Annotated in this window: 21 protein-coding genes, 1 tRNA gene and 1 pseudogene; 9 read left to right on the top strand and 14 right to left on the bottom strand. The window is 63.1% G+C overall.

The window, feature by feature from the left end:
- Window positions 1-94 precede the first annotated feature (94 nt).
- Entirely contained in the window at window positions 95-970 is an 876-nt protein-coding gene (locus tag SIB46_RS06620) for a PRC-barrel domain-containing protein (RefSeq protein ID WP_413295325.1), read from the top strand.
- Between the two features lies 1 nt (window position 971).
- Here the strand turns inward: SIB46_RS06620 and msrB are convergent, their stop codons facing one another.
- The 3 genes from msrB to SIB46_RS06605 all read right to left on the bottom strand — a co-directional run bounded on the left by msrB (window position 972) and on the right by SIB46_RS06605 (window position 2,692).
- Window positions 972-1,382 carry a peptide-methionine (R)-S-oxide reductase MsrB gene (msrB, locus tag SIB46_RS06615; protein ID WP_413295323.1) on the bottom strand — a complete coding sequence of 137 codons (411 nt, stop codon included), beginning with the start codon at window positions 1,380-1,382 and terminating at the stop codon, window positions 972-974.
- Window positions 1,366-2,649, bottom strand: a complete 1,284-nt coding sequence (locus SIB46_RS06610; protein WP_413295321.1) for a glycosyl transferase — start codon at window positions 2,647-2,649, stop codon at window positions 1,366-1,368. Before SIB46_RS06610 ends, msrB begins: the two co-directional genes overlap by 17 nt.
- A tRNA-Leu gene (locus SIB46_RS06605) sits at window positions 2,611-2,692 on the bottom strand. Before SIB46_RS06605 ends, SIB46_RS06610 begins: the two co-directional genes overlap by 39 nt.
- 103 nt (window positions 2,693-2,795) lie before the next feature.
- Between SIB46_RS06605 and accC the strand changes: the two genes are divergently transcribed.
- A complete protein-coding gene (gene accC / locus SIB46_RS06600) occupies window positions 2,796-4,145 on the top strand; it encodes an acetyl-CoA carboxylase biotin carboxylase subunit (protein ID WP_413295319.1) in 1,350 nt (449 codons plus the stop codon).
- On the opposite strand, the gene SIB46_RS06595 is transcribed toward accC, so the two are convergent.
- The gene (locus SIB46_RS06595; protein ID WP_413297729.1) at window positions 4,142-4,432 is read right to left on the bottom strand and encodes a YggT family protein; all 291 of its coding nucleotides are present in this window, start codon (window positions 4,430-4,432) and stop codon (window positions 4,142-4,144) included. The two genes, accC and SIB46_RS06595, sit on opposite strands and share 4 nt — an antisense overlap.
- A gap of 93 nt (window positions 4,433-4,525) precedes the next feature.
- Between SIB46_RS06595 and psbX the strand changes: the two genes are divergently transcribed.
- The 4 genes from psbX to SIB46_RS06575 all read left to right on the top strand — a co-directional run bounded on the left by psbX (window position 4,526) and on the right by SIB46_RS06575 (window position 6,556).
- Window positions 4,526-4,648, top strand: a complete 123-nt coding sequence (psbX, locus tag SIB46_RS06590; RefSeq protein WP_011934761.1) for a photosystem II reaction center X protein — start codon at window positions 4,526-4,528, stop codon at window positions 4,646-4,648.
- Window positions 4,649-4,734: 86 nt separating this feature from the next.
- Window positions 4,735-5,586 (top strand): Ycf66 family protein, encoded by an 852-nt coding sequence (locus SIB46_RS06585; RefSeq protein WP_413295317.1) that lies wholly within the window; start codon window positions 4,735-4,737, stop codon window positions 5,584-5,586.
- Window positions 5,587-5,594: 8 nt separating this feature from the next.
- Window positions 5,595-6,083: a TolB family protein gene (locus SIB46_RS06580; RefSeq protein ID WP_413295315.1), complete on the top strand. Its 489-nt coding sequence runs from the start codon at window positions 5,595-5,597 to the stop codon at window positions 6,081-6,083.
- Entirely contained in the window at window positions 6,080-6,556 is a 477-nt protein-coding gene (locus SIB46_RS06575; RefSeq protein ID WP_413295313.1) for a TolB family protein, read from the top strand. Before SIB46_RS06580 ends, SIB46_RS06575 begins: the two co-directional genes overlap by 4 nt.
- 89 nt (window positions 6,557-6,645) lie before the next feature.
- On the opposite strand, the pseudogene SIB46_RS06570 reads toward SIB46_RS06575, so the two are convergent.
- From SIB46_RS06570 to SIB46_RS06560, 3 genes and pseudogenes are all read right to left on the bottom strand, one after another.
- Window positions 6,646-6,762: pseudogene (locus SIB46_RS06570) on the bottom strand (high light inducible protein); the annotation flags it as partial.
- A gap of 63 nt (window positions 6,763-6,825) precedes the next feature.
- Complete coding sequence (locus tag SIB46_RS06565; protein ID WP_413295311.1) at window positions 6,826-8,817, bottom strand: ATP-binding cassette domain-containing protein; 1,992 nt, start codon at window positions 8,815-8,817, stop codon at window positions 6,826-6,828.
- Between the two features lie 25 nt (window positions 8,818-8,842).
- Window positions 8,843-9,190, bottom strand: coding sequence for a histidine triad nucleotide-binding protein (locus SIB46_RS06560; protein WP_413295309.1), 348 nt, complete (start codon window positions 9,188-9,190; stop codon window positions 8,843-8,845).
- Between the two features lie 90 nt (window positions 9,191-9,280).
- Between SIB46_RS06560 and SIB46_RS06555 the strand changes: the two genes are divergently transcribed.
- Together SIB46_RS06555 and SIB46_RS06550 are read left to right on the top strand one after the other, a co-directional pair.
- Window positions 9,281-9,529 carry a hypothetical protein gene (locus tag SIB46_RS06555; protein WP_413295307.1) on the top strand — a complete coding sequence of 83 codons (249 nt, stop codon included), beginning with the start codon at window positions 9,281-9,283 and terminating at the stop codon, window positions 9,527-9,529.
- Window positions 9,530-9,571: 42 nt separating this feature from the next.
- Window positions 9,572-11,137, top strand: a complete 1,566-nt coding sequence (locus SIB46_RS06550; RefSeq protein ID WP_413295306.1) for a YifB family Mg chelatase-like AAA ATPase — start codon at window positions 9,572-9,574, stop codon at window positions 11,135-11,137.
- Here the strand turns inward: SIB46_RS06550 and SIB46_RS06545 are convergent.
- The 6 genes from SIB46_RS06545 to def form a co-directional block, all read right to left on the bottom strand.
- Window positions 11,072-11,284 (bottom strand): hypothetical protein, encoded by a 213-nt coding sequence (locus SIB46_RS06545; RefSeq protein WP_413295304.1) that lies wholly within the window; start codon window positions 11,282-11,284, stop codon window positions 11,072-11,074. The genes SIB46_RS06550 and SIB46_RS06545 overlap by 66 nt on opposite strands.
- 8 nt (window positions 11,285-11,292) lie before the next feature.
- Window positions 11,293-11,439, bottom strand: a complete 147-nt coding sequence (locus SIB46_RS06540) for a hypothetical protein (protein WP_413295302.1) — start codon at window positions 11,437-11,439, stop codon at window positions 11,293-11,295.
- 109 nt (window positions 11,440-11,548) lie between these two features.
- A complete protein-coding gene (gene rpsU, locus SIB46_RS06535; protein ID WP_011934770.1) occupies window positions 11,549-11,719 on the bottom strand; it encodes a 30S ribosomal protein S21 in 171 nt (56 codons plus the stop codon).
- A 39-nt stretch (window positions 11,720-11,758) separates the two neighbouring features.
- On the bottom strand, window positions 11,759-12,340 hold the full coding sequence (locus SIB46_RS06530; RefSeq protein ID WP_413295300.1) for a DUF3747 domain-containing protein: 582 nt from the start codon (window positions 12,338-12,340) through the stop codon (window positions 11,759-11,761).
- 62 nt (window positions 12,341-12,402) lie between these two features.
- Window positions 12,403-12,600: a hypothetical protein gene (locus SIB46_RS06525; RefSeq protein WP_413295298.1), complete on the bottom strand. Its 198-nt coding sequence runs from the start codon at window positions 12,598-12,600 to the stop codon at window positions 12,403-12,405.
- Window positions 12,601-12,604: 4 nt separating this feature from the next.
- A complete protein-coding gene (def, locus tag SIB46_RS06520; RefSeq protein WP_413295296.1) occupies window positions 12,605-13,210 on the bottom strand; it encodes a peptide deformylase in 606 nt (201 codons plus the stop codon).
- Between the two features lie 50 nt (window positions 13,211-13,260).
- Here def and SIB46_RS06515 point away from each other — a divergent pair, with 50 nt between their 5' ends.
- Window positions 13,261-15,135 carry a prolyl oligopeptidase family serine peptidase gene (locus SIB46_RS06515; RefSeq protein WP_413295294.1) on the top strand — a complete coding sequence of 625 codons (1,875 nt, stop codon included), beginning with the start codon at window positions 13,261-13,263 and terminating at the stop codon, window positions 15,133-15,135.
- Here SIB46_RS06515 and SIB46_RS06510 read toward each other — a convergent pair.
- On the bottom strand, window positions 15,132-16,058 hold the full coding sequence (locus SIB46_RS06510; RefSeq protein ID WP_413295292.1) for an aspartoacylase: 927 nt from the start codon (window positions 16,056-16,058) through the stop codon (window positions 15,132-15,134). The genes SIB46_RS06515 and SIB46_RS06510 overlap by 4 nt on opposite strands.
- Window positions 16,059-16,066 lie beyond the last annotated feature (8 nt).

Below are 16,066 nucleotides of genomic sequence, written 5' to 3'. Positions count from 1 at the left end.
AATGGCGCGATCGAGCAGTTAGCCCTTGCAGGCGCCCCCTCCTTCCGATTCCACCCCGGCACCCTCCGATCGGCTTTGGCTGCGTTCGGAGTTGATGGGAACCCAGGTCATCACCACCGACACCGGCCGCCGTCTTGGCGTGGTGGGCGAAGTCTTGGTGGACATTGATCGCCGCGAGGTGGTGGCCCTTGGCTTGCGCGATAACCCGTTGACCCGTTTCCTGCCAGGCCTGCCGCGTTGGATGACGCTGGAGCAGATCCGTCAGGTGGGTGATGTGATCTTGGTTGATTCCCTCGACTCCTTGGCAGAGGGCTTTAATCCCGATCGCTACGACCGGGTGATCAATTGCCAGGTGGTCTCAGAAGCCGGTGAGCAGCTTGGCCGGGTCTTGGGCTTCAGTTTTGACATCGAAACCGGTGAGCTCACCACCTTGGTGGTGGGCGCTGTGGGTGTGCCCCTTCTGGGTGAAGGCATCCTCAGCACCTGGGAGCTGCCCGTTGATGAAATCGTCAGCTCGGGCCCTGATCGCATCATTGTTTACGAAGGGGCGGAAGAAAAGCTCAAGCAGCTCAACACCGGTTTGCTGGAGAAGCTGGGCATTGGTGGCGGCAGCCTCGAGCGCGAAGAGCGTGAGCGCTACCGGCTCAACATGGTGCCGGTGGAAAACCAATTGCCGGCTGGGGTTCCCACCGAACAGGAGCAGCGGCGCCTTGAGGCGTCCAGGCAAGAGCGTTTTGAGCCCCAGCGCCAAGAGGACGACTACGAATACGTGGAGCTTGAGCAGCGCCAGCGCCGCGAGCCCCAACGCCTGTACATGGATGAGGAGCGCGACCCCTATGGCCAGCGCGATCGCTACGGCGAGCGGGAGCGTTATCGCGACCGCTACGACGCGCCATTGGATGTGGAGCCCGAGCCGCTGCCGGAACGCCCCAGGGGTCCTCAGCCCGCGGAAGAAGACCCCTGGGCCTAACTCACGTCTTGTCGTCGAAGTCCAGCGAGGCTGAGTTCACGCAGTAGCGCAGCCCAGTGGGGGTGGGACTGTCTTGAAACACATGGCCCAGGTGCGAATCGCATTGGGCACAGCGGATTTCAGTGCGCACCATGCCGTGGCTCACGTCTTGGATGGTGCGGATGGCCTCGGGCTTCACCCCTTCCCAGAAGCTGGGCCAGCCGGTGCCGGAATCAAATTTGCGGTCAGAGCGGAACAGCTCAGCGCCGCAGCAGATGCAGCGGTACATGCCATCGCCTTTGTGGTTCCAGTAGGCACCGGTAAAAGCCCGCTCGGTGCCGCCCTCGCGGGTGATGTGGAACTGTTCAGGAGTCAGCTTCGAGCGCCAGTCGTTCTCGCTTGCTTCCACGGGGTCATCAATGGTTCGGCCCAACGCTAGGCAGCAGCTCCTCCACCAGTGAGCTCAAAGCCGCCACAGCACCGGGCTGACCCCGCAAGCTACGCAGGTCGTCCTGCATCCCTTGCAGCCGTTGCGGCTCAGCGAGCCAGTCACGGGCTTCGCTGGCAATTTGCTCAGGGGTGATCGCCCCAACTCGCTCGGGCACCACGGCTCGGCCAGCACTGATGTTGGGCCAGGCCAAAAAGCCCCGGTTGCGCAAGCGCCAGGCCGTCAGGGCCACACCCACCAACCAGCGCAGCAGGGGCAGCCTCGCCACCAGGCCAAACCAGCCATCCCAGGCCTGCATCACATGCAGGTGTTGGGTGGGCAGCAGCACCAGCATCGGCACTCCAAGGGCCCCAAGCTCGGCGGTGTTGGCGCCAACGGTGGTGAGTGCCAGAGCGCATTGGCTCAAGGGGCCATGGGCGGGATGCTCCTCCACCAGCAGGATCCGAGCTCCCCCGGAGCTCACAAGCCAGCGCTGGCCGTCTTGCTCGATGAGTTCGGGCTCCTGGGTGCCGTAGAAGCGCTGCAGAGGATTGCTGGGTCCAGCGAAAGCCTGCAGTTCCGCCACGCTCGTGGTTGGCGCCAGCGCCAGCAGGAATTGGGTTTGGGGCCGCAGAGCCTGCAGGGCCTCGGCGCAGCGCAGCAGAAACGGCATGCCCACCTGCAACTTGGCGCGTTTGGAACCAGGCAGTAGCGCCACCCACTCGCCGCTGGGTAAGGGGGCACTGGAGCGGGCTGAGCTGGAGAGGTCAGCCATCAGATCACCCACCACTTGGCAGCGGGGTTGCCAGCGTTTGGCGAGTCGATCGGCGGCCGCGGGCCCCATCGCCGCAATGCGGTCGTTCCAGCGGGGCCAGCGCGCCACCCATTCGGCATAGGTCAGGTGCCGGTAGCCCAGCCGCGCTGAGAGCAGCACGGTCCAAAACTGATCACCACCGAGAAACACCACCACACCGGCGGTTGGCCAAGGGCCATGACGATGGGGCCGCAGCAGCAACCTCCAAAAGCGAGAGGCCGGCAGCACCCGGTCAAACAGATTCATGCGCCCGGCCACGTCGGCTTCGGTGCCCGTGGCGTTGGGACACGGCACCAACACCAACTGCAAACTCGTGTTTGGCAGGGCGCGTTGATGCAGCCGCTCCGCCAACGGACGAACCCAGGTGGTGAGCTCCCCGGGACCATTGCAGACCAAAACGATGGCCCGTGATGGCTCTGATGCGGATGGCGAGACTTGAACTCGCAAGACCGAAGTCACACGCCCCTCAAACGTGCGTGTCTACCAATTCCACCACATCCGCGTGGCCTGCCAAGAGGCAGAAAGGGAGCGTACCAGTCGGTCTGAACGTTTGTGAAAGCGCCATGTGAATCGCTGATAAAATCGCTCGCTGACGCGCTCCCCCATTGGGTATTGGCAAGCTTCTGATCGCCAACCGGGGTGAGATCGCTCTACGGATCATCCGCAGTTGCCGGGAGATGGGCATCTCCACGGTGGCTGTGTACAGCACGGTGGACCGCAATGCCCTGCATGTGCAATTGGCTGATGAGGCCGTCTGCGTGGGGGACCCCCCCAGCGGCCGCAGCTATCTGAATATCCCCAACATCATTGCGGCGGCTACCTCACGCGGTGCCGATGCGATTCACCCCGGTTACGGCTTTCTGGCTGAAAACGACCGCTTCGCCGAAATCTGCAGCGCCCATGGGCTGATTTTTGTGGGGCCATCGCCCGAGTCCATCCGGGCCATGGGCGATAAATCCACCGCGAAAGCCACCATGCAGCGGGTTGGGGTGCCCACCATCCCCGGCAGCGAAGGCCTGCTCTCCAGCGTGGATGAAGCGGCCCGTCTGGCGGGCTCGATGGGCTACCCCGTGATGATCAAAGCCACTGCAGGCGGTGGCGGGCGCGGCATGCGTCTGGTGCGCAGTGCCGATGAGCTCGAAAACCTGTTTAAAGCGGCCCAAGGTGAAGCCGAAGCGGCCTTCGGCAACCCGGGGCTCTACATGGAGAAATTCATCACGCGGCCGCGCCACGTTGAGGTGCAGATCCTCGCCGACCGCTTCGGCAACGTGGTGCACCTTGGCGAGCGGGATTGCTCCATCCAGCGCCGCCACCAGAAATTGCTGGAGGAAGCCCCCAGCCCAGGGCTTGAACCGGAAACCCGTCGCCGCATGGGCGAAGCGGCCGTGGCAGCAGCCAAAACCATTGGCTACGAGGGCGCCGGCACCGTGGAATTCCTGCTGGATGCCTCAGGCGAGTTCTATTTCATGGAAATGAACACGCGCATCCAGGTGGAGCACCCCGTTACTGAGGTGGTCACCGGCGTGGACTTAATCGCGCAACAGCTCAAGATTGCGGCCGGTGAAACCCTTGAGCTCAAGCAGGAGAACATCAAGCTCCACGGCCATGCGATCGAGTGCCGCATCAATGCAGAGGATCCGCGCCATGGCTTCCGCCCCGCACCGGGCACCATCTCCGGTTGGTTGCCCCCCGGTGGACCTGGCATTCGCATCGATAGCCACGTGTACACCGGCTACGACATCCCGCCCTTCTACGACTCGCTGATCGGCAAATTGATTGTCTGGGCAGAAGACCGTCCGGCTGCGTTGTTGCGTCTGCGCCGGGCTTTATCGGAATGCGCCGTGATTGGGGTGCCCACCACGATCGATTTCCATCTCTCGCTACTGGATCGTCCGGAATTTCAAAACGCCCAGGTGCACACCAAATTCGTTGAACAGGAGATGCTCAGCGATTAAGCGCTTTTGAGCACCAACTGGGTGATCAGCCCTTGCTGACCAACCAGGAGCTCGCGCAGCAAGCTCACCAAACCCACCCAGATCACTGGGGTGACGTCGACACCACCGATGGGTTGGATCAGCTTGCGCGTGGGGCCCAAAAGCGGCTCGGTGGGGATCACAACCAAAGCCACCAAAGGGTTTTCGCTGCTGATTTGGGGATACCAGGTCAGCACGATGCGGAACAAAAACAGGAGCGTCCAGGCCGCCAGCAGCAACCCAATCACCCAGCTGCTGACGCTCAACATTGATATTGCTGTCACAAACTTCTAAGCGCTTGGCTGGGCACTCTATGAAGCCAGGTTCAAGCCCCGTAGGATGCCGCGACCACCGGTGGCGCCATGACCCCCTCCCTCGCGAATTTCCTCAACAGTCTCGTGGCAGGTGCTCTGATCGTGGTGGTGCCCATCACCATCGCTTTGATCCTGATCAGCCAGACAGACCAGGTTGACCGCAAGCTCTGATCGCTGATCACCCTGGCGTGGCCTAAAGCCGCCCGTAAACTGATTGCAAAGGGCTGTACGGCCCAGCCGGGCCTGGGAGGGCACGAATGGTTAATGCCAGCCTGAATTGGGCCAGCATCGTTGGCATCGTCCTTGCTGTAGGCGGTTGCGTGCTGTACTTCCTGCGCAGCTTCAAGCCAGGGCTGGCCCGCGATTACGACGTTTTCTTTGCTGCCGTTGGTTTGCTTTGCGGCGGCATACTCTTTTTCCAGGGATGGCGTCTGGATCCCATCCTTCAGTTCGGCCAGTTCCTGCTAGCGGCCACCACCGTTTTCTTTGCCTACGAGTCGGTGCGCCTGCGCAGCGTCACCACCGAGCAGGCTCGCCGCTCGGCCTATTTCGACGACGACGAACCGGTTCCGTCCCGTCCGCAAATGGGTCGCGGCGAGTGGGGCGGCGATGAGCGCTTTGACGATCCCCAGCCCTTGCGCCGCAGGATTCGTTCCCGCGCCGATGGCTCCGACGATGGCGATGAGCGCGGTGATCAGGAGGATTTCTATCGCCCGCGGCGTCCTGAGCGCCGTGCGATCCCTGAGCGCGCCGAGAGCCGTTTTGATGAGTCCGGTGCTGACGACCGCGGTGGCCGTGGCAGCCGTGAGCGCAGCCGTTATGGCTCTAGCAGCCGAGAGCCGCGCCCTGAGTTTGGTGCCCGCCGCCGTGAGCGTGATGCCAGCAGCTCCCGCCGCGGTGGCTCTCGCCCCGGTGGTGCCGCAGACGACATGCCCCGCTCCAGTCGCCGGCCTTCGAGCCGTCCTGTGGCGGCTGCCCGCCCTGATCGCCCCAGCTCATCGATGCCGGAGGGCGCTCCCATTAGCGACGCTGACTTTTCGCCAATTAGCAGTCGCCCAGCCCCATCACAGCCGGGTAACCGCGATAACAGCTCCCGTTTCGACGACTGATTGCCTCGGTGAGGCGCGCGCAGCTGCTGCTTGTGCTGCTGCTGCTGGCTGGATGTAGCCAGCGGTATTCAGCTCCCGGTCTTGGCGATCAAGAAGATCCTGCCCTCAGCGGCAATGGCCGCCTGCTGGTCAGCGTTGTCGATCGTGGTGGCCGCCGTTCCTTGCGGCTGGTGGAGCGCTCCACTGGCCGGGAATTGCCGTTGCCAGGGCTGCGCCAAGGCCAGCCGCACCGCTCGCCATCGTTGAGTTGGACCGGCCGTTATCTCGCCTTCATCCGCCAACGCGGCACCCGCCCTGAGGCGGTACTGCTCGATCGTCTCAGCGGCCGGTTGCAGCCCTTGGCCCTGCCCAATGACCGGCTGCCGGAGCGACTCAGCCTGGCCCCCGATGGTCAGCAGCTGGCGGTTCAAGTGCTGCGCCGCGGGCAGCTGGATTTGGAGCTGTTCCGCTTGCCCGCTCTCGAGCCTGATCTGCCGGCAGGAGCGGCGCTGCCATGAAGCTGGCTTGGACTCTGCTGGGGCTTGTGCTGTTGAGCGGTTGCCAGGGCCTGCGGCTGCAGCCACTGATGGGCGTGAACACCCGCCTCTCCACACCAGGCGATGACCGCTCCCCCTCGATGGCCCGCCAGGGGGTGGTGTGGATTGCCCCGGGTCCAGCCGGACAGCACCAGGTGCGCTGGTTTGATCTCGCCAGCGGGATGGGAGGCCCGTTGCCAGGTCTCAACCGGCCCGATGCCCAGCCCATCAGCGTCAGCGTGGATGCCAAGGGATCCCGCATTGCCTTGGTGCGCAGCCTCGATGGCCGCACAGAGTTGTTGCTCTACAACCGCAACCTTTCCAGCTTGCGGCCGCTGATGCTGATGCCCGCCGGCGTTCCGGCCCGTGTGGCGCTCAGCGCTGATGGTCAGCAGCTGGCTGTGCAGGTCAGCCGCGGCGGGCGTTGGGAGGTGGAGGTGATGCGTGTGCCTTAGGTGCTCTGGCTTCAGTTCAAGCCAGCCCAGTGCAGAAAGGTGGTGCCGCTGAAGGCTTCGATCAACAGAATCGCCACAAAGCCGAGCATGGCAAAACGGCCATTGATCCGCTCGGCGTAGCCACTCCAGCCAAAGCTCGGGATCTCGCTGGTGGTGGCACTGGGTTTCTGCTCTGCAGCAGCGGTGGAATCAGGTGCGCTAGCCATCAGCGGGGGTGGGAATGCAGTGGTTCTTAGCTGGTCGTGGGGGCTGGGCGCCAGCAGATGGGCCTAGGCCGCTTCGGGGTCGTAGTTCGCCGCTGGCATCAAACGCCAATCGCCATTGCCCTCAAGTTGCAGCACGTTGGTGTGGAAACTCTTCAGCGATGGCCGGTGGCCCACGCTGATGAAGGCCAAATCGCGCTCCACCAGCAGCTCATAGAGCAGCTTCTCGGTTTTGACATCCAAGGCACTGGTGGCTTCATCGAGCACCACATAGCGCGGTGAGTTCAGCAGCAGGCGGCCAAAGGCGAGGCGCTGCTGCTCGCCTAGCGAGAGGATGCGGGGCCAGTCCTGCTTGATGTCGAGGTCGGGGTAGCGGCTCGCCAGCTGCGGCAAATTCACCTGCTCCAGAACGCTGCGCAGCTGGGCATCACTGAAGCGCTCCTCATCGCTGGGGTAGCAGAGCTGCTCACGCAACGAGCCCAGCAGCATGTAGGGCTTCTGCGGGATGAACAGCAGATCGCCCGTTTCGGGGCGCTCCACGCTGCCGCGCCGCGGGCTCCACAGGCCGCTGATCATCCGCATCAGCGAGGTTTTGCCGCAGCCGGAGGGGCCCACCACAAGCATCCGCTCGTGGTCGTTGACGCTCAAATTCAGATCGCGGATGACCGGCAGTTCTCCTTTGGGCGTATAGAGATCGGCGTGTCGAATCACGATGCCGCCGCCGGACTGAATGATTTGGTTGCTGGGGTCGAGCGGCTGGGTGCTGACCTCCTCCACCTTCGATTGGAAGCCCTCCAAACGGCTGATGCCGGCGGTGAATTTGGCCAGCTCTTCGATCTGGTTAACGATGAAGAACAGCGAGCCTTCCACCATCCCATAGGCGAAGGAAGCTTGTACGAAACCGCCGTAATCCACCTCCCCCATAAAGAAGGCCGGGGCCATCACCAGATACGGGAAGAAGTTGCCGGCGTAGTTGGTGGTGCGGCGCATCACATCAATAATTACTCTCCAATTAATGATCAGGTTGAAGTTGCGAATAACCGTGTCAAGCCGTCTTCGCGTCTCCTGCGATTCTGGTTCTTCGCCGGCATAAAAGGCGATTGATTCGGCGTTGTCGCGAATGTGCACTAGCCCGTAGCGGAAGTCGGCCTCGTAGCGCAGTTGGTCGAACTGAAGCCCCACCAACTTGCGCCCCGCCAGGACCAATAAGGTGGTAGCCACAGCGGAGTAGCCGAACAGGCTGAATGTGAGCACTTGGCTGATGCTCCACAGAATCAGGATGTTCAGCGAAAAAGTCAGCAAAGCATCGAAGATGCCGATCGTGAATCCAAGACTTTGAAAGGTGAATGCATAGGTGTCTTCTGTAATTCGTTGGTCAGGGTTGTCAACGTCGGTGGCGAGCTCGTCGTTGGGATTAAGGACGTAGTAAGCACGGTTGCTCATATAATCGCCAATCAGCGACTTCGAGAGCCAATCGCGCCAGATATTGCTGAGTTTGTAGGTGAAAAAGAACTGCGAGATTCGTATAGGAAGTGCCACCACAAAGCAGGCGGCATAGATGATCAAGATTCGGTAGAAGTTTGCTTCTTGCTTCTCCACCAAGGCGTTGGTGAGATCGCGGGCAATGAAACCGATGCCCGCGTTGATGCCATTCACCGAAAGCAGCATCACAACGATCACGCCCAGCAGCAGCCAGTGCAGCCAGCGCCGCTGACGCAATTGCTGACGGAACGCCACAAAGCTGGCGGCCCCCAGGATGAACAGGGCGGCAAAACCAATGCCCCACCAGGAGCTCCAGATCCCAGAGATGGTGTTGGCAACTCCGCCGAAATATTTCTCCGTTAGCGCCGGCTGCAGCTGCTCCAAGCTGCGGATGATTCCGGTGAGCGCCGCGAGCACCAGCCCGCCAACGCAGAACAGCAGCGAAACCAACAGCCACAGAAACTGCCAGCCACTGGCTTGATCCAGGGGCAGAAAGAAGGGCTGGGAGAGGTGGCGCAGCTTGCTGAGCTGCTGGCGCAGGGACTGAAAGGGGCCTGCAGCGACGGTCGCGGTCATGGCGGCATTCTCGCGGCCCATCGGCTTATCCGGGCGGCCAAGCCAGCGGACGGCCACCAATCACATGCACATGCAAGTGAAAGACGGTCTGCCCAGCCTCCGCGCCGGTGTTGATCACCGTGCGCCAGTCCTGCAGGCCGGCGTCTTTGGCCACCTTGGCGGCTACCAGCAAGAGGTGCCCCAACAGCGCGCCATCGGTGGGCTGAGCCTCCTTGAGGCTGGGGATGTGTTGGCGCGGAATCACCAGCAGGTGCACCGGGGCCTGCGGCTGAATATCGGCAAACGCAATGCAGTGCTCATCGTCGTGGATCCGCTCGGCTGGAATCTCGCCGCGCAGGATGCTTCCGAAGATCGTTGGGTTGTTCTCAGCCATCGGGCCTGTTCGTGAACCAGCACAGGTTTCCCGAAACGCTCCGGGACGCTTCAATGTATGTCGGTAGTTCGTGGCTGTCAGGCCGTTTCCATGCTGCACAGGCAGTTTCAAGAGGAACTTGCGCAGCGGCGTCGCGGTCCCATCCGCAAACGCCTGGAGCCCGATTGGCAGGACGCCGGCATGAATCTGCTGGATTCCGTCAACCGCTTGGCCGACCTGATGGACGAAGCCGAGCAGCGCTTGGATCCCAGCCGCCGCGCCGAATTGCACGACTACACCGAAGCTTCGATTCGCCGCCTCGAGCGGCTGCGCTACCGGCTGCAGCAGCGCAACAGCTGAGCCTCAGCGGGGAGTGATGCCAGCAGCGTTGGGCCATCGCCTGTGCTGGCTTGTTGTGGAGCAGCTGCGCTGCTGGGCTTAGAAGCCCATCCCGTTGTTGTCGAGGTGGACCTCGCCCCGGGATTGCCGGGGTTTCAGCTGGTGGGGCTGAGTGATGCCAGTGGTCGCGACGCCCGCGAGCGGGTGCGCTCAGCCCTGCGCAACAGCGGCTTTCGGCTGCCGCAAAGCCGGGTGGTGGTCAGCCTGGCTCCAGCGGATTTGCCCAAACAGGGCGCCAGCTTTGATTTGGCGATTGCCCTGGCGGTGCTGGTGGCCTCTGGGCAGCTGGATCCCTCGCGGCTGCAGGCCCATTGGGCCTTTGGTGAGTTGTGCCTCGATGGCTCTCTGCGGCCCGCTCAGGGGGTTTTGGCTGTGGTGTTGGCGGCGCAGCGGGCGGCTGCCTCAGGGTTGATCCTTCCCCAAACCAATGCCAGCGAAGCGCCCTTGCTCGATGGGCTGCCCCTCTATCCAGCCAGCAGCCTGAGCGCCGTGGTGGCGGCGTTGCAGGGCACAGCGTTGTGGTGCCCGCGGCCCCAGTTGCCGCCTGCGCAGCCAGCGCCGGTGGGGGTTGATCTGCAGCAGGTGCTCGGCCAAAGCCAGGGACGCCGCGCTGTGGAGCTGGCGGCGGCTGGCGGGCATCACCTGTTGCTGGTGGGGCCGCCCGGCTGCGGCAAAACCATGTTGGCTTCGGCCCTGCTGGCCCTATTGCCGCCCCTCGAGAACGAGCAGGCCCTGATGGTGAGTCACATCCACACCTTGGTGGGCTTGCGCGCGGCTGGAGCGCCGCTGCTGCACCAGCCGCCCTTTCGCGCGCCGCACCACAGCAGCACAGCAGTGGCCTTGGTGGGTGGGGGCCTTGGCCCCAGGCCTGGGGAGCTCACCCTCGCTCATCACGGCGTGCTGTTTCTCGATGAGCTGGCGGAATTTCGGCGCCCTGTGCTCGATCAGTTGCGGCAGCCCTTGGAGAGCGGTGAGGTGCTCATTGCTCGCGCCAAGCAGGCCTTGCACTTTCCCTCAGAGACGTTGCTGGTGGGGGCCACCAACCCCTGCCCATGCGGCTGGTGGGGGGATCCGCGTCAGGGCTGTTGCTGCGGCCAGCACCGCCGTCAGCAGTATTGGAGCCGCATCAGTGGTCCCTTGCTGGATCGCTTTGATTTGCAGGTGTCCATGCGCAGTGATGCCTGCGCCAACCCAGCCAGCAGCCCGCCAGAGGCCACCGCCGTGGTGGCGGGGCGGGTGCACAGGGCCCGCCAAAGGATGCAGCAGCGCAATCCGGAGGGCCGCTGCAACGGGCGCCTAACGGCAGCCCAGCTCAATGGCTGTGTGCAGTTGAGCCCCGAGGCCGATAGTTGGTGGAGGGATGAGCAGTTGGCTCCCCTGTTGAGCGGGCGCCGGCGTCATCGTCTGCTGGCGGTTGCCCAAACCCTGGCGGATTTGGCGGCGAGCCCTGTGGTGGACCAGCAGCACTTGGCTGAAGCCCTGGTGTTTCGCTCGCTGGAGCGCTCAGTCGCCCGTGATGGTGGTCTCGACCCAGGCTTGGCCGGCCGGCCGGGTGTCGCAGCTGATTGAGCCATCGGCGCCGGGGGCGCAATCCACCTCCAAATGGGTGTCGGGATCCCAGGGGTCCTGGTTGTAGATCAGGCGCTGATTGAGCACCTCAGCCTGTGCCAGTGGCCCTGCCAACAACAAAGCCAGCGTTGTTAGCAACGCTGGCATCAGGGCTCCTAGTGACCGTCTTTGTGGGGATGGTGCCGGAAGGGCTGCGTGCCGATCAGCGGGGGTTGGTGCAGCTTTTCCTGGCGAGGGTCGCCAAAGGCGTGCTCGATGGCTTCGCCCCACCAGGCGCGGACGGAATGAAACAGGTTGCCCATGGGGACCTCCTGAATGGCTTACATCCAGTGTGTGCACGTCAGCACCAAAAAAAAGTGCCGTCACAGTAGACGGCACAAAACGTTGTTTCGGGCTGCAAAAACTTGATGTTCAGCGGCGACGGCGACGCTGTTGCAGTTTGCGCTTGTACTTCTCCACAGGGGTTTCGTGGTGGCGCAGACGCTTTAGATCAGCAAAGATCCCGGCCTTGGACACCTGGCGCTTGAAGCGGCGCAGGGCCGATTCAATCCCTTCGTTTTCACCGACGGTCACCTGGGTCATAAGAACCGGCTTCGCTTTCGCTCGTTTGAACGCTCAATCTTACCAATCACCCTCGCCTTCTTCTTGATCGCGGCGAATCGGCAGGCTCTCGTTGTGCACATAGAGGTGGCCCAGGGCCCGCTCGCCGTAGTGGCGGCGCTTCAAGCTCCAGCCGGGTTCCAGTTTCAGCTCCACATAGCCGTCGTCGAGGCCGCCGGCCCTGGCCATCACCACTTCGCCGCCGTTGGGACCGGTGCTCATCAGCACGATGTCCTCATCCAGCATCACCACGCGAAGGCGCATGGCTGAGCCGTAATCCATCTCGCCAATGCGCACCGAATAGCCATTGCTGTCCATGTAGCGGCCGCAGATCCCTGTGAAGTCAAAGGTGGCCAGCAGCGGCTTCACCGTGGTGGGGCTTGAGCCCACACGGCTGTAGCAGGGGCGGGTGTCTTTCTTTTGTTCGTAGATATTGAGCTGGGCGCCGCCACTGGGGATCGGCGCGGCAACCAGGATGAACTGGGTGCTCTCCACCTCTTTGGCATCAAATAGTCCTGCTTGGGCTGGCTGGCTGAGCAGGGCAGTCGTAGCGCTGGCCAATCCCACGAGGGCAGGGGCGAGGCGGCGAAAGGCAGACAACACAGGCAGTGATCAGACCGGTTTGAACTGATCGTAAAAGTCAGATTCAGCCTTGCCCAGGGGCATTAGGCCGGTGTGTTGAGGCGAATCGCGACAAGAAGTGATCCGGCGCAACCAGGCAGCGCGCCGATCAAAATTCCACGCGTCACACCAACGCCAAGGTCGGGATCGCCGTAGGCGAGCTCAAATACGCAACCGGTTGCTGCAATCCCAAGAATGCAAGCCAGGGCCAGGAACAGGCCGGCCAGGGGTTTCATCGGCATGGGATCAAGCGACAGGCTTCACATCATTGCGGTCGAAGCCGAGCCGCTGCAGCTCATCGCTCAAGCTCAGCTCATCGCTAACCCGATCCACGAACAGCACCCCATTGAGATGGTCCATCTCATGCAGGATGCAGCGGGCCATCAGGCCATCGGCTTTGCGCCGCTGCGGCCGGCCAAGCTCATCGCGGTATTTGACATCCACCTGGCTGGGGCGAACCACATTCAAATAAACCCCGGGAATGCTGAGGCAACCCTCCTCATACGTGTCGAGGGCTCCGCTGGTGGCCACGATTTCGGGATTGATCAGCACCAAAGGAGGGTTGGCGGCTTCCTCCGGATCGAGGTCGATCACCAGCAGTTGCTTGTGCACGCCCACTTGGGGTGCGGCCAGGCCAATGCCGCGTGCGGCATACATGCTGCGCAGCATGTCCCGCGCCAGCTCCCGCACCTCTTCGTTCACCTTGCTGATGCGCTTGGCGGGTTGGCGCAGTTCGTTGGATCCCAGCGTGTGAATTGTGGGGCTTTCAGGCTGCTCCTCTCCCTTGGGGACCATCACCGTGGAGGCCTGCCGTTCGGATTGGCGCGCCATCGCGGCAAAGTTCAGGGACAAAACCGCCTCGCCAAAGAGATTGCATCCTAGGCAGCAGTGTTGAAATCTCCGTGGCGGTTCGTTCTGAGGCCAGCGCAGCCCTGCCCGTTGATCAGGTGATGGGGCGAGAACGCGCCTGCAAAGAGCCTCTGCTGCTCGGTGAGCAGTTGTTCTGGGCTGAGCAGCGCCCCGACCAAGGCGGCCGCACCACCTTGATGCGCCAGGTGGCCGCGGGGGCAACGCCGCAAGATCTCACCCCAGGCAGCTGGAGTTTGCGCAGCCGGGTCCATGAATTTGGTGGGGGCCTGTTTTGTGCCAGCAGCGAGTTGGCCGTTTTTATTGAGGCCCGCAGCGGTATCCCCCACGCCGTTTCCTTCAGCCCTGGTGCGCAGCCCAGGCCCCTGATCCATGGCCAGGCAGCCGACCTGGGTCGCTACGCCGATGGCCTGATTGATGGTCAGCGCCAGCGTTGGCTGGGGGTGCGTGAAACCAGCAGCTGCGATCAGCTGGTGGCGCTGCCCCTTTCAGGTGGTGAGCCCCAGGTGCTGCGCCAAGAGGCGGATTTTTGCGGCTATGCCGCCCTCTCACCAGCAGGTGATCAGTTGGCTTGGCTGGAGTGGTCGCTGCCCTCGATGCCGTGGGAGCGCACCGAACTGTGGTGCTCGCCCATCGATGCAGCCGGTCTGCTGTCGCATCCGCAGCGGATTGCTGGAGGCGATGGCAGCGCCGAATCCTTGTTTCAGCCGCTGTGGAGCAGCACTGGTGAGCTGCTGGTGTCCTCCGATCGCAGTGGCTGCTGGATGCCCCAGCGCTGGTGCCCAGATCAGCAGCCGGCCTGGCAGCCGCTGCCGTTGCCGCAGGCCTGTGAAACCGCCATGCCCCAGTGGGTGTATGGAATGCGCACCCTGGCCGCCAGCGAGAGCGCCCTGCTGGCCTTGGCCTGCGCCCAGGGGGAATGGAGCCTCTGGCAGTACCCCTGGCAGCAACAGCAATGGCAGCGCATGTCCCTGCCGTTTAACGAGCTCAGTGGCCTGACGGCCTCGGGGCAGCGGGCGGTTTGCTTGGGCGCCTCACCGACGCAGCGCACAACCCTGTTGGAGCTGGATTTGGCAGCAGCGAGCCATCACCCTCTCCAGCCAGCGGCCCCTTTGCCCCAGGGGCTGGTTGGTATCAGTGAGCCCAGGGCCTTGGAGTTTGTCGGCGGCGATGGACAACGCAGTCATGGCTGGTATTACCCCCCCACAACCTCTGATTCAGGTCCGGCGCCATTGCTGGTGAAGGCCCATAGCGGACCCACCGGCATGGCCCGCACCGGGCTGAATCTGGCGATTCAGTTCTGGACCAGCCGCGGTTGGGGGGTGGTTGATGTCAATTACGGCGGTTCCACCGGTTTCGGCCGCGCCTACCGCCAGCGGCTTGATGGTCAGTGGGGCGTTCTCGATGTGGCCGATTGCGCCGCAGCCGTGGCCCATTTGGTGGAGCAGGGTCTGGTGGATCCCGAGCGGGTGGCCATGGAGGGAGGCAGTGCGGGCGGTTTCACCACCCTGGCGGCCCTGATTCGTGAACCGGTTTTCCGCGCTGGGGTCTGCCGTTATCCGGTCTGTGATCTCGAGGCACTCACCCAGGACACCCACCGCTTTGAGTCGGGGTATCTCGATGGCTTGATTGGTCCTTGGCCGGAGCAGCGCAGCCGTTACGACGAGCGTTCACCGCGCGCCAGCAGCCATCAACTCGATCGCCCTGTGCTGTTCATTCAGGGATTGCAGGATCGGGTGGTGCCCCCTGAGCAGGTGGAGCAGATGGTGCAAACCCTGCGCTGGCGGGGCCTCTCCCCAGAGCTGATGCTGCTGGAGAGCGAAGGTCATGGATTCCGCTCAACCTCAGTTCAGCGTCAGGTGCTGGAGGCCACCGAGCAATTTTTGCGGCGGGTGCTGCCCCAGCGTTAGCGATTAACTCCCTGCAGCAAGTCGCTCAAAGCCGTGCTCCAACTGGGATCGGTGGGGATGCTCACGCGCCGGGCCAGGCTCGTGGCGATGTGCTTTTCCTGGTAAGCCGCCTCATTGCTGAACACCGTCACCTGGCCTGGCTCCCCGCTGAAGGGAATCACGGTGCCATCGCCTCGTTGAAACAGGGGCGCTCCTGGCTCCAGTGGCGTCCAATCACTCTTCAGGCGTGCGGGATGCAGGCAAGCGGTGGGTTGGCCGCTGCTGTCCCTGGGGAGATCAAGGCTGCCGCTATGGCGGTGAACGCGCAGGGGAGAGCGCAGCTTTAGAGGGGCCTCGCTGGCCTCATCGAGGAGATCCAGCAGGGTTTCCAACCCCAGCTGTGTTTGCTGGCAAATCACTGGGCTGATCACTCCCTGGGGCACAGGCCCCACCTCCAAAACCAACCCGCATGGCCAAGCTTCTGCCATGAAGCCGGTTTGATCGGGATCGTGTTCGTGTTGATAAATCGGTAGCCCCAGCCGTTCTTGGCAGGCTGCAGCGAGGGCGAGATCGGCTGGACGGCGGCCATAGACCACCAAGCTGTTGCCCATGGCGGCTGTGGTGCTGTGCAGATCAATCACCACCTGGCAGGGCTGGGTTCCTTGTGGCCCAAAGCTTTGGACCAACTCCCTGGCTCGCTGCACTTCCCACAGATCCGCTGGGTTGGGCTGGCCTCGTAAGAGATCGGGCCGAAAACTGCGATTGAGATCGCGATCGATGTAACGCTGGCAGCACTGCAAAGCCCTGGGATTTCCCAGGGCCGTCTGCACCTTCAGCCTGGGCCGTTGCAGCGCCGCAAAGCTCGGCCCCCATTGCTGCAGCAGCCAGGGGGCGTTGCATTCGTTGCCATGGGTACCGCCGACAACAAGAACGGAGGCCACCATGGCGGCAG

The sequence above is a fragment of the Synechococcus sp. MIT S9452 genome (genome assembly GCF_047304245.1).
Taxonomy (GTDB): Bacteria; Cyanobacteriota; Cyanobacteriia; order PCC-6307; family Cyanobiaceae; genus RCC307.
Note: the sequence above shows the minus strand (reverse complement) of the source record. Positions and strands in the feature narration are given on the sequence as shown.

Coding starts and splice junctions, on each gene's coding strand:
- SIB46_RS06620 (WP_413295325.1), top strand. CDS start 95: ATGGGAACCCAGGTCATCACCACCGACACCGGCCGCCGTCTTGGCGTG.
- SIB46_RS06595 (WP_413297729.1), bottom strand. CDS start 4,432: ATGTTGAGCGTCAGCAGCTGGGTGATTGGGTTGCTGCTGGCGGCCTGG.
- psbX (WP_011934761.1), top strand. CDS start 4,526: ATGACCCCCTCCCTCGCGAATTTCCTCAACAGTCTCGTGGCAGGTGCT.
- SIB46_RS06585 (WP_413295317.1), top strand. CDS start 4,735: ATGGTTAATGCCAGCCTGAATTGGGCCAGCATCGTTGGCATCGTCCTT.
- SIB46_RS06575 (WP_413295313.1), top strand. CDS start 6,080: ATGAAGCTGGCTTGGACTCTGCTGGGGCTTGTGCTGTTGAGCGGTTGC.
- SIB46_RS06565 (WP_413295311.1), bottom strand. CDS start 8,817: ATGACCGCGACCGTCGCTGCAGGCCCCTTTCAGTCCCTGCGCCAGCAG.
- SIB46_RS06560 (WP_413295309.1), bottom strand. CDS start 9,190: ATGGCTGAGAACAACCCAACGATCTTCGGAAGCATCCTGCGCGGCGAG.
- SIB46_RS06555 (WP_413295307.1), top strand. CDS start 9,281: ATGCTGCACAGGCAGTTTCAAGAGGAACTTGCGCAGCGGCGTCGCGGT.
- SIB46_RS06545 (WP_413295304.1), bottom strand. CDS start 11,284: ATGCCAGCGTTGCTAACAACGCTGGCTTTGTTGTTGGCAGGGCCACTG.
- SIB46_RS06540 (WP_413295302.1), bottom strand. CDS start 11,439: ATGGGCAACCTGTTTCATTCCGTCCGCGCCTGGTGGGGCGAAGCCATC.
- rpsU (WP_011934770.1), bottom strand. CDS start 11,719: ATGACCCAGGTGACCGTCGGTGAAAACGAAGGGATTGAATCGGCCCTG.
- SIB46_RS06525 (WP_413295298.1), bottom strand. CDS start 12,600: ATGCCGATGAAACCCCTGGCCGGCCTGTTCCTGGCCCTGGCTTGCATT.
- SIB46_RS06510 (WP_413295292.1), bottom strand. CDS start 16,058: ATGGTGGCCTCCGTTCTTGTTGTCGGCGGTACCCATGGCAACGAATGC.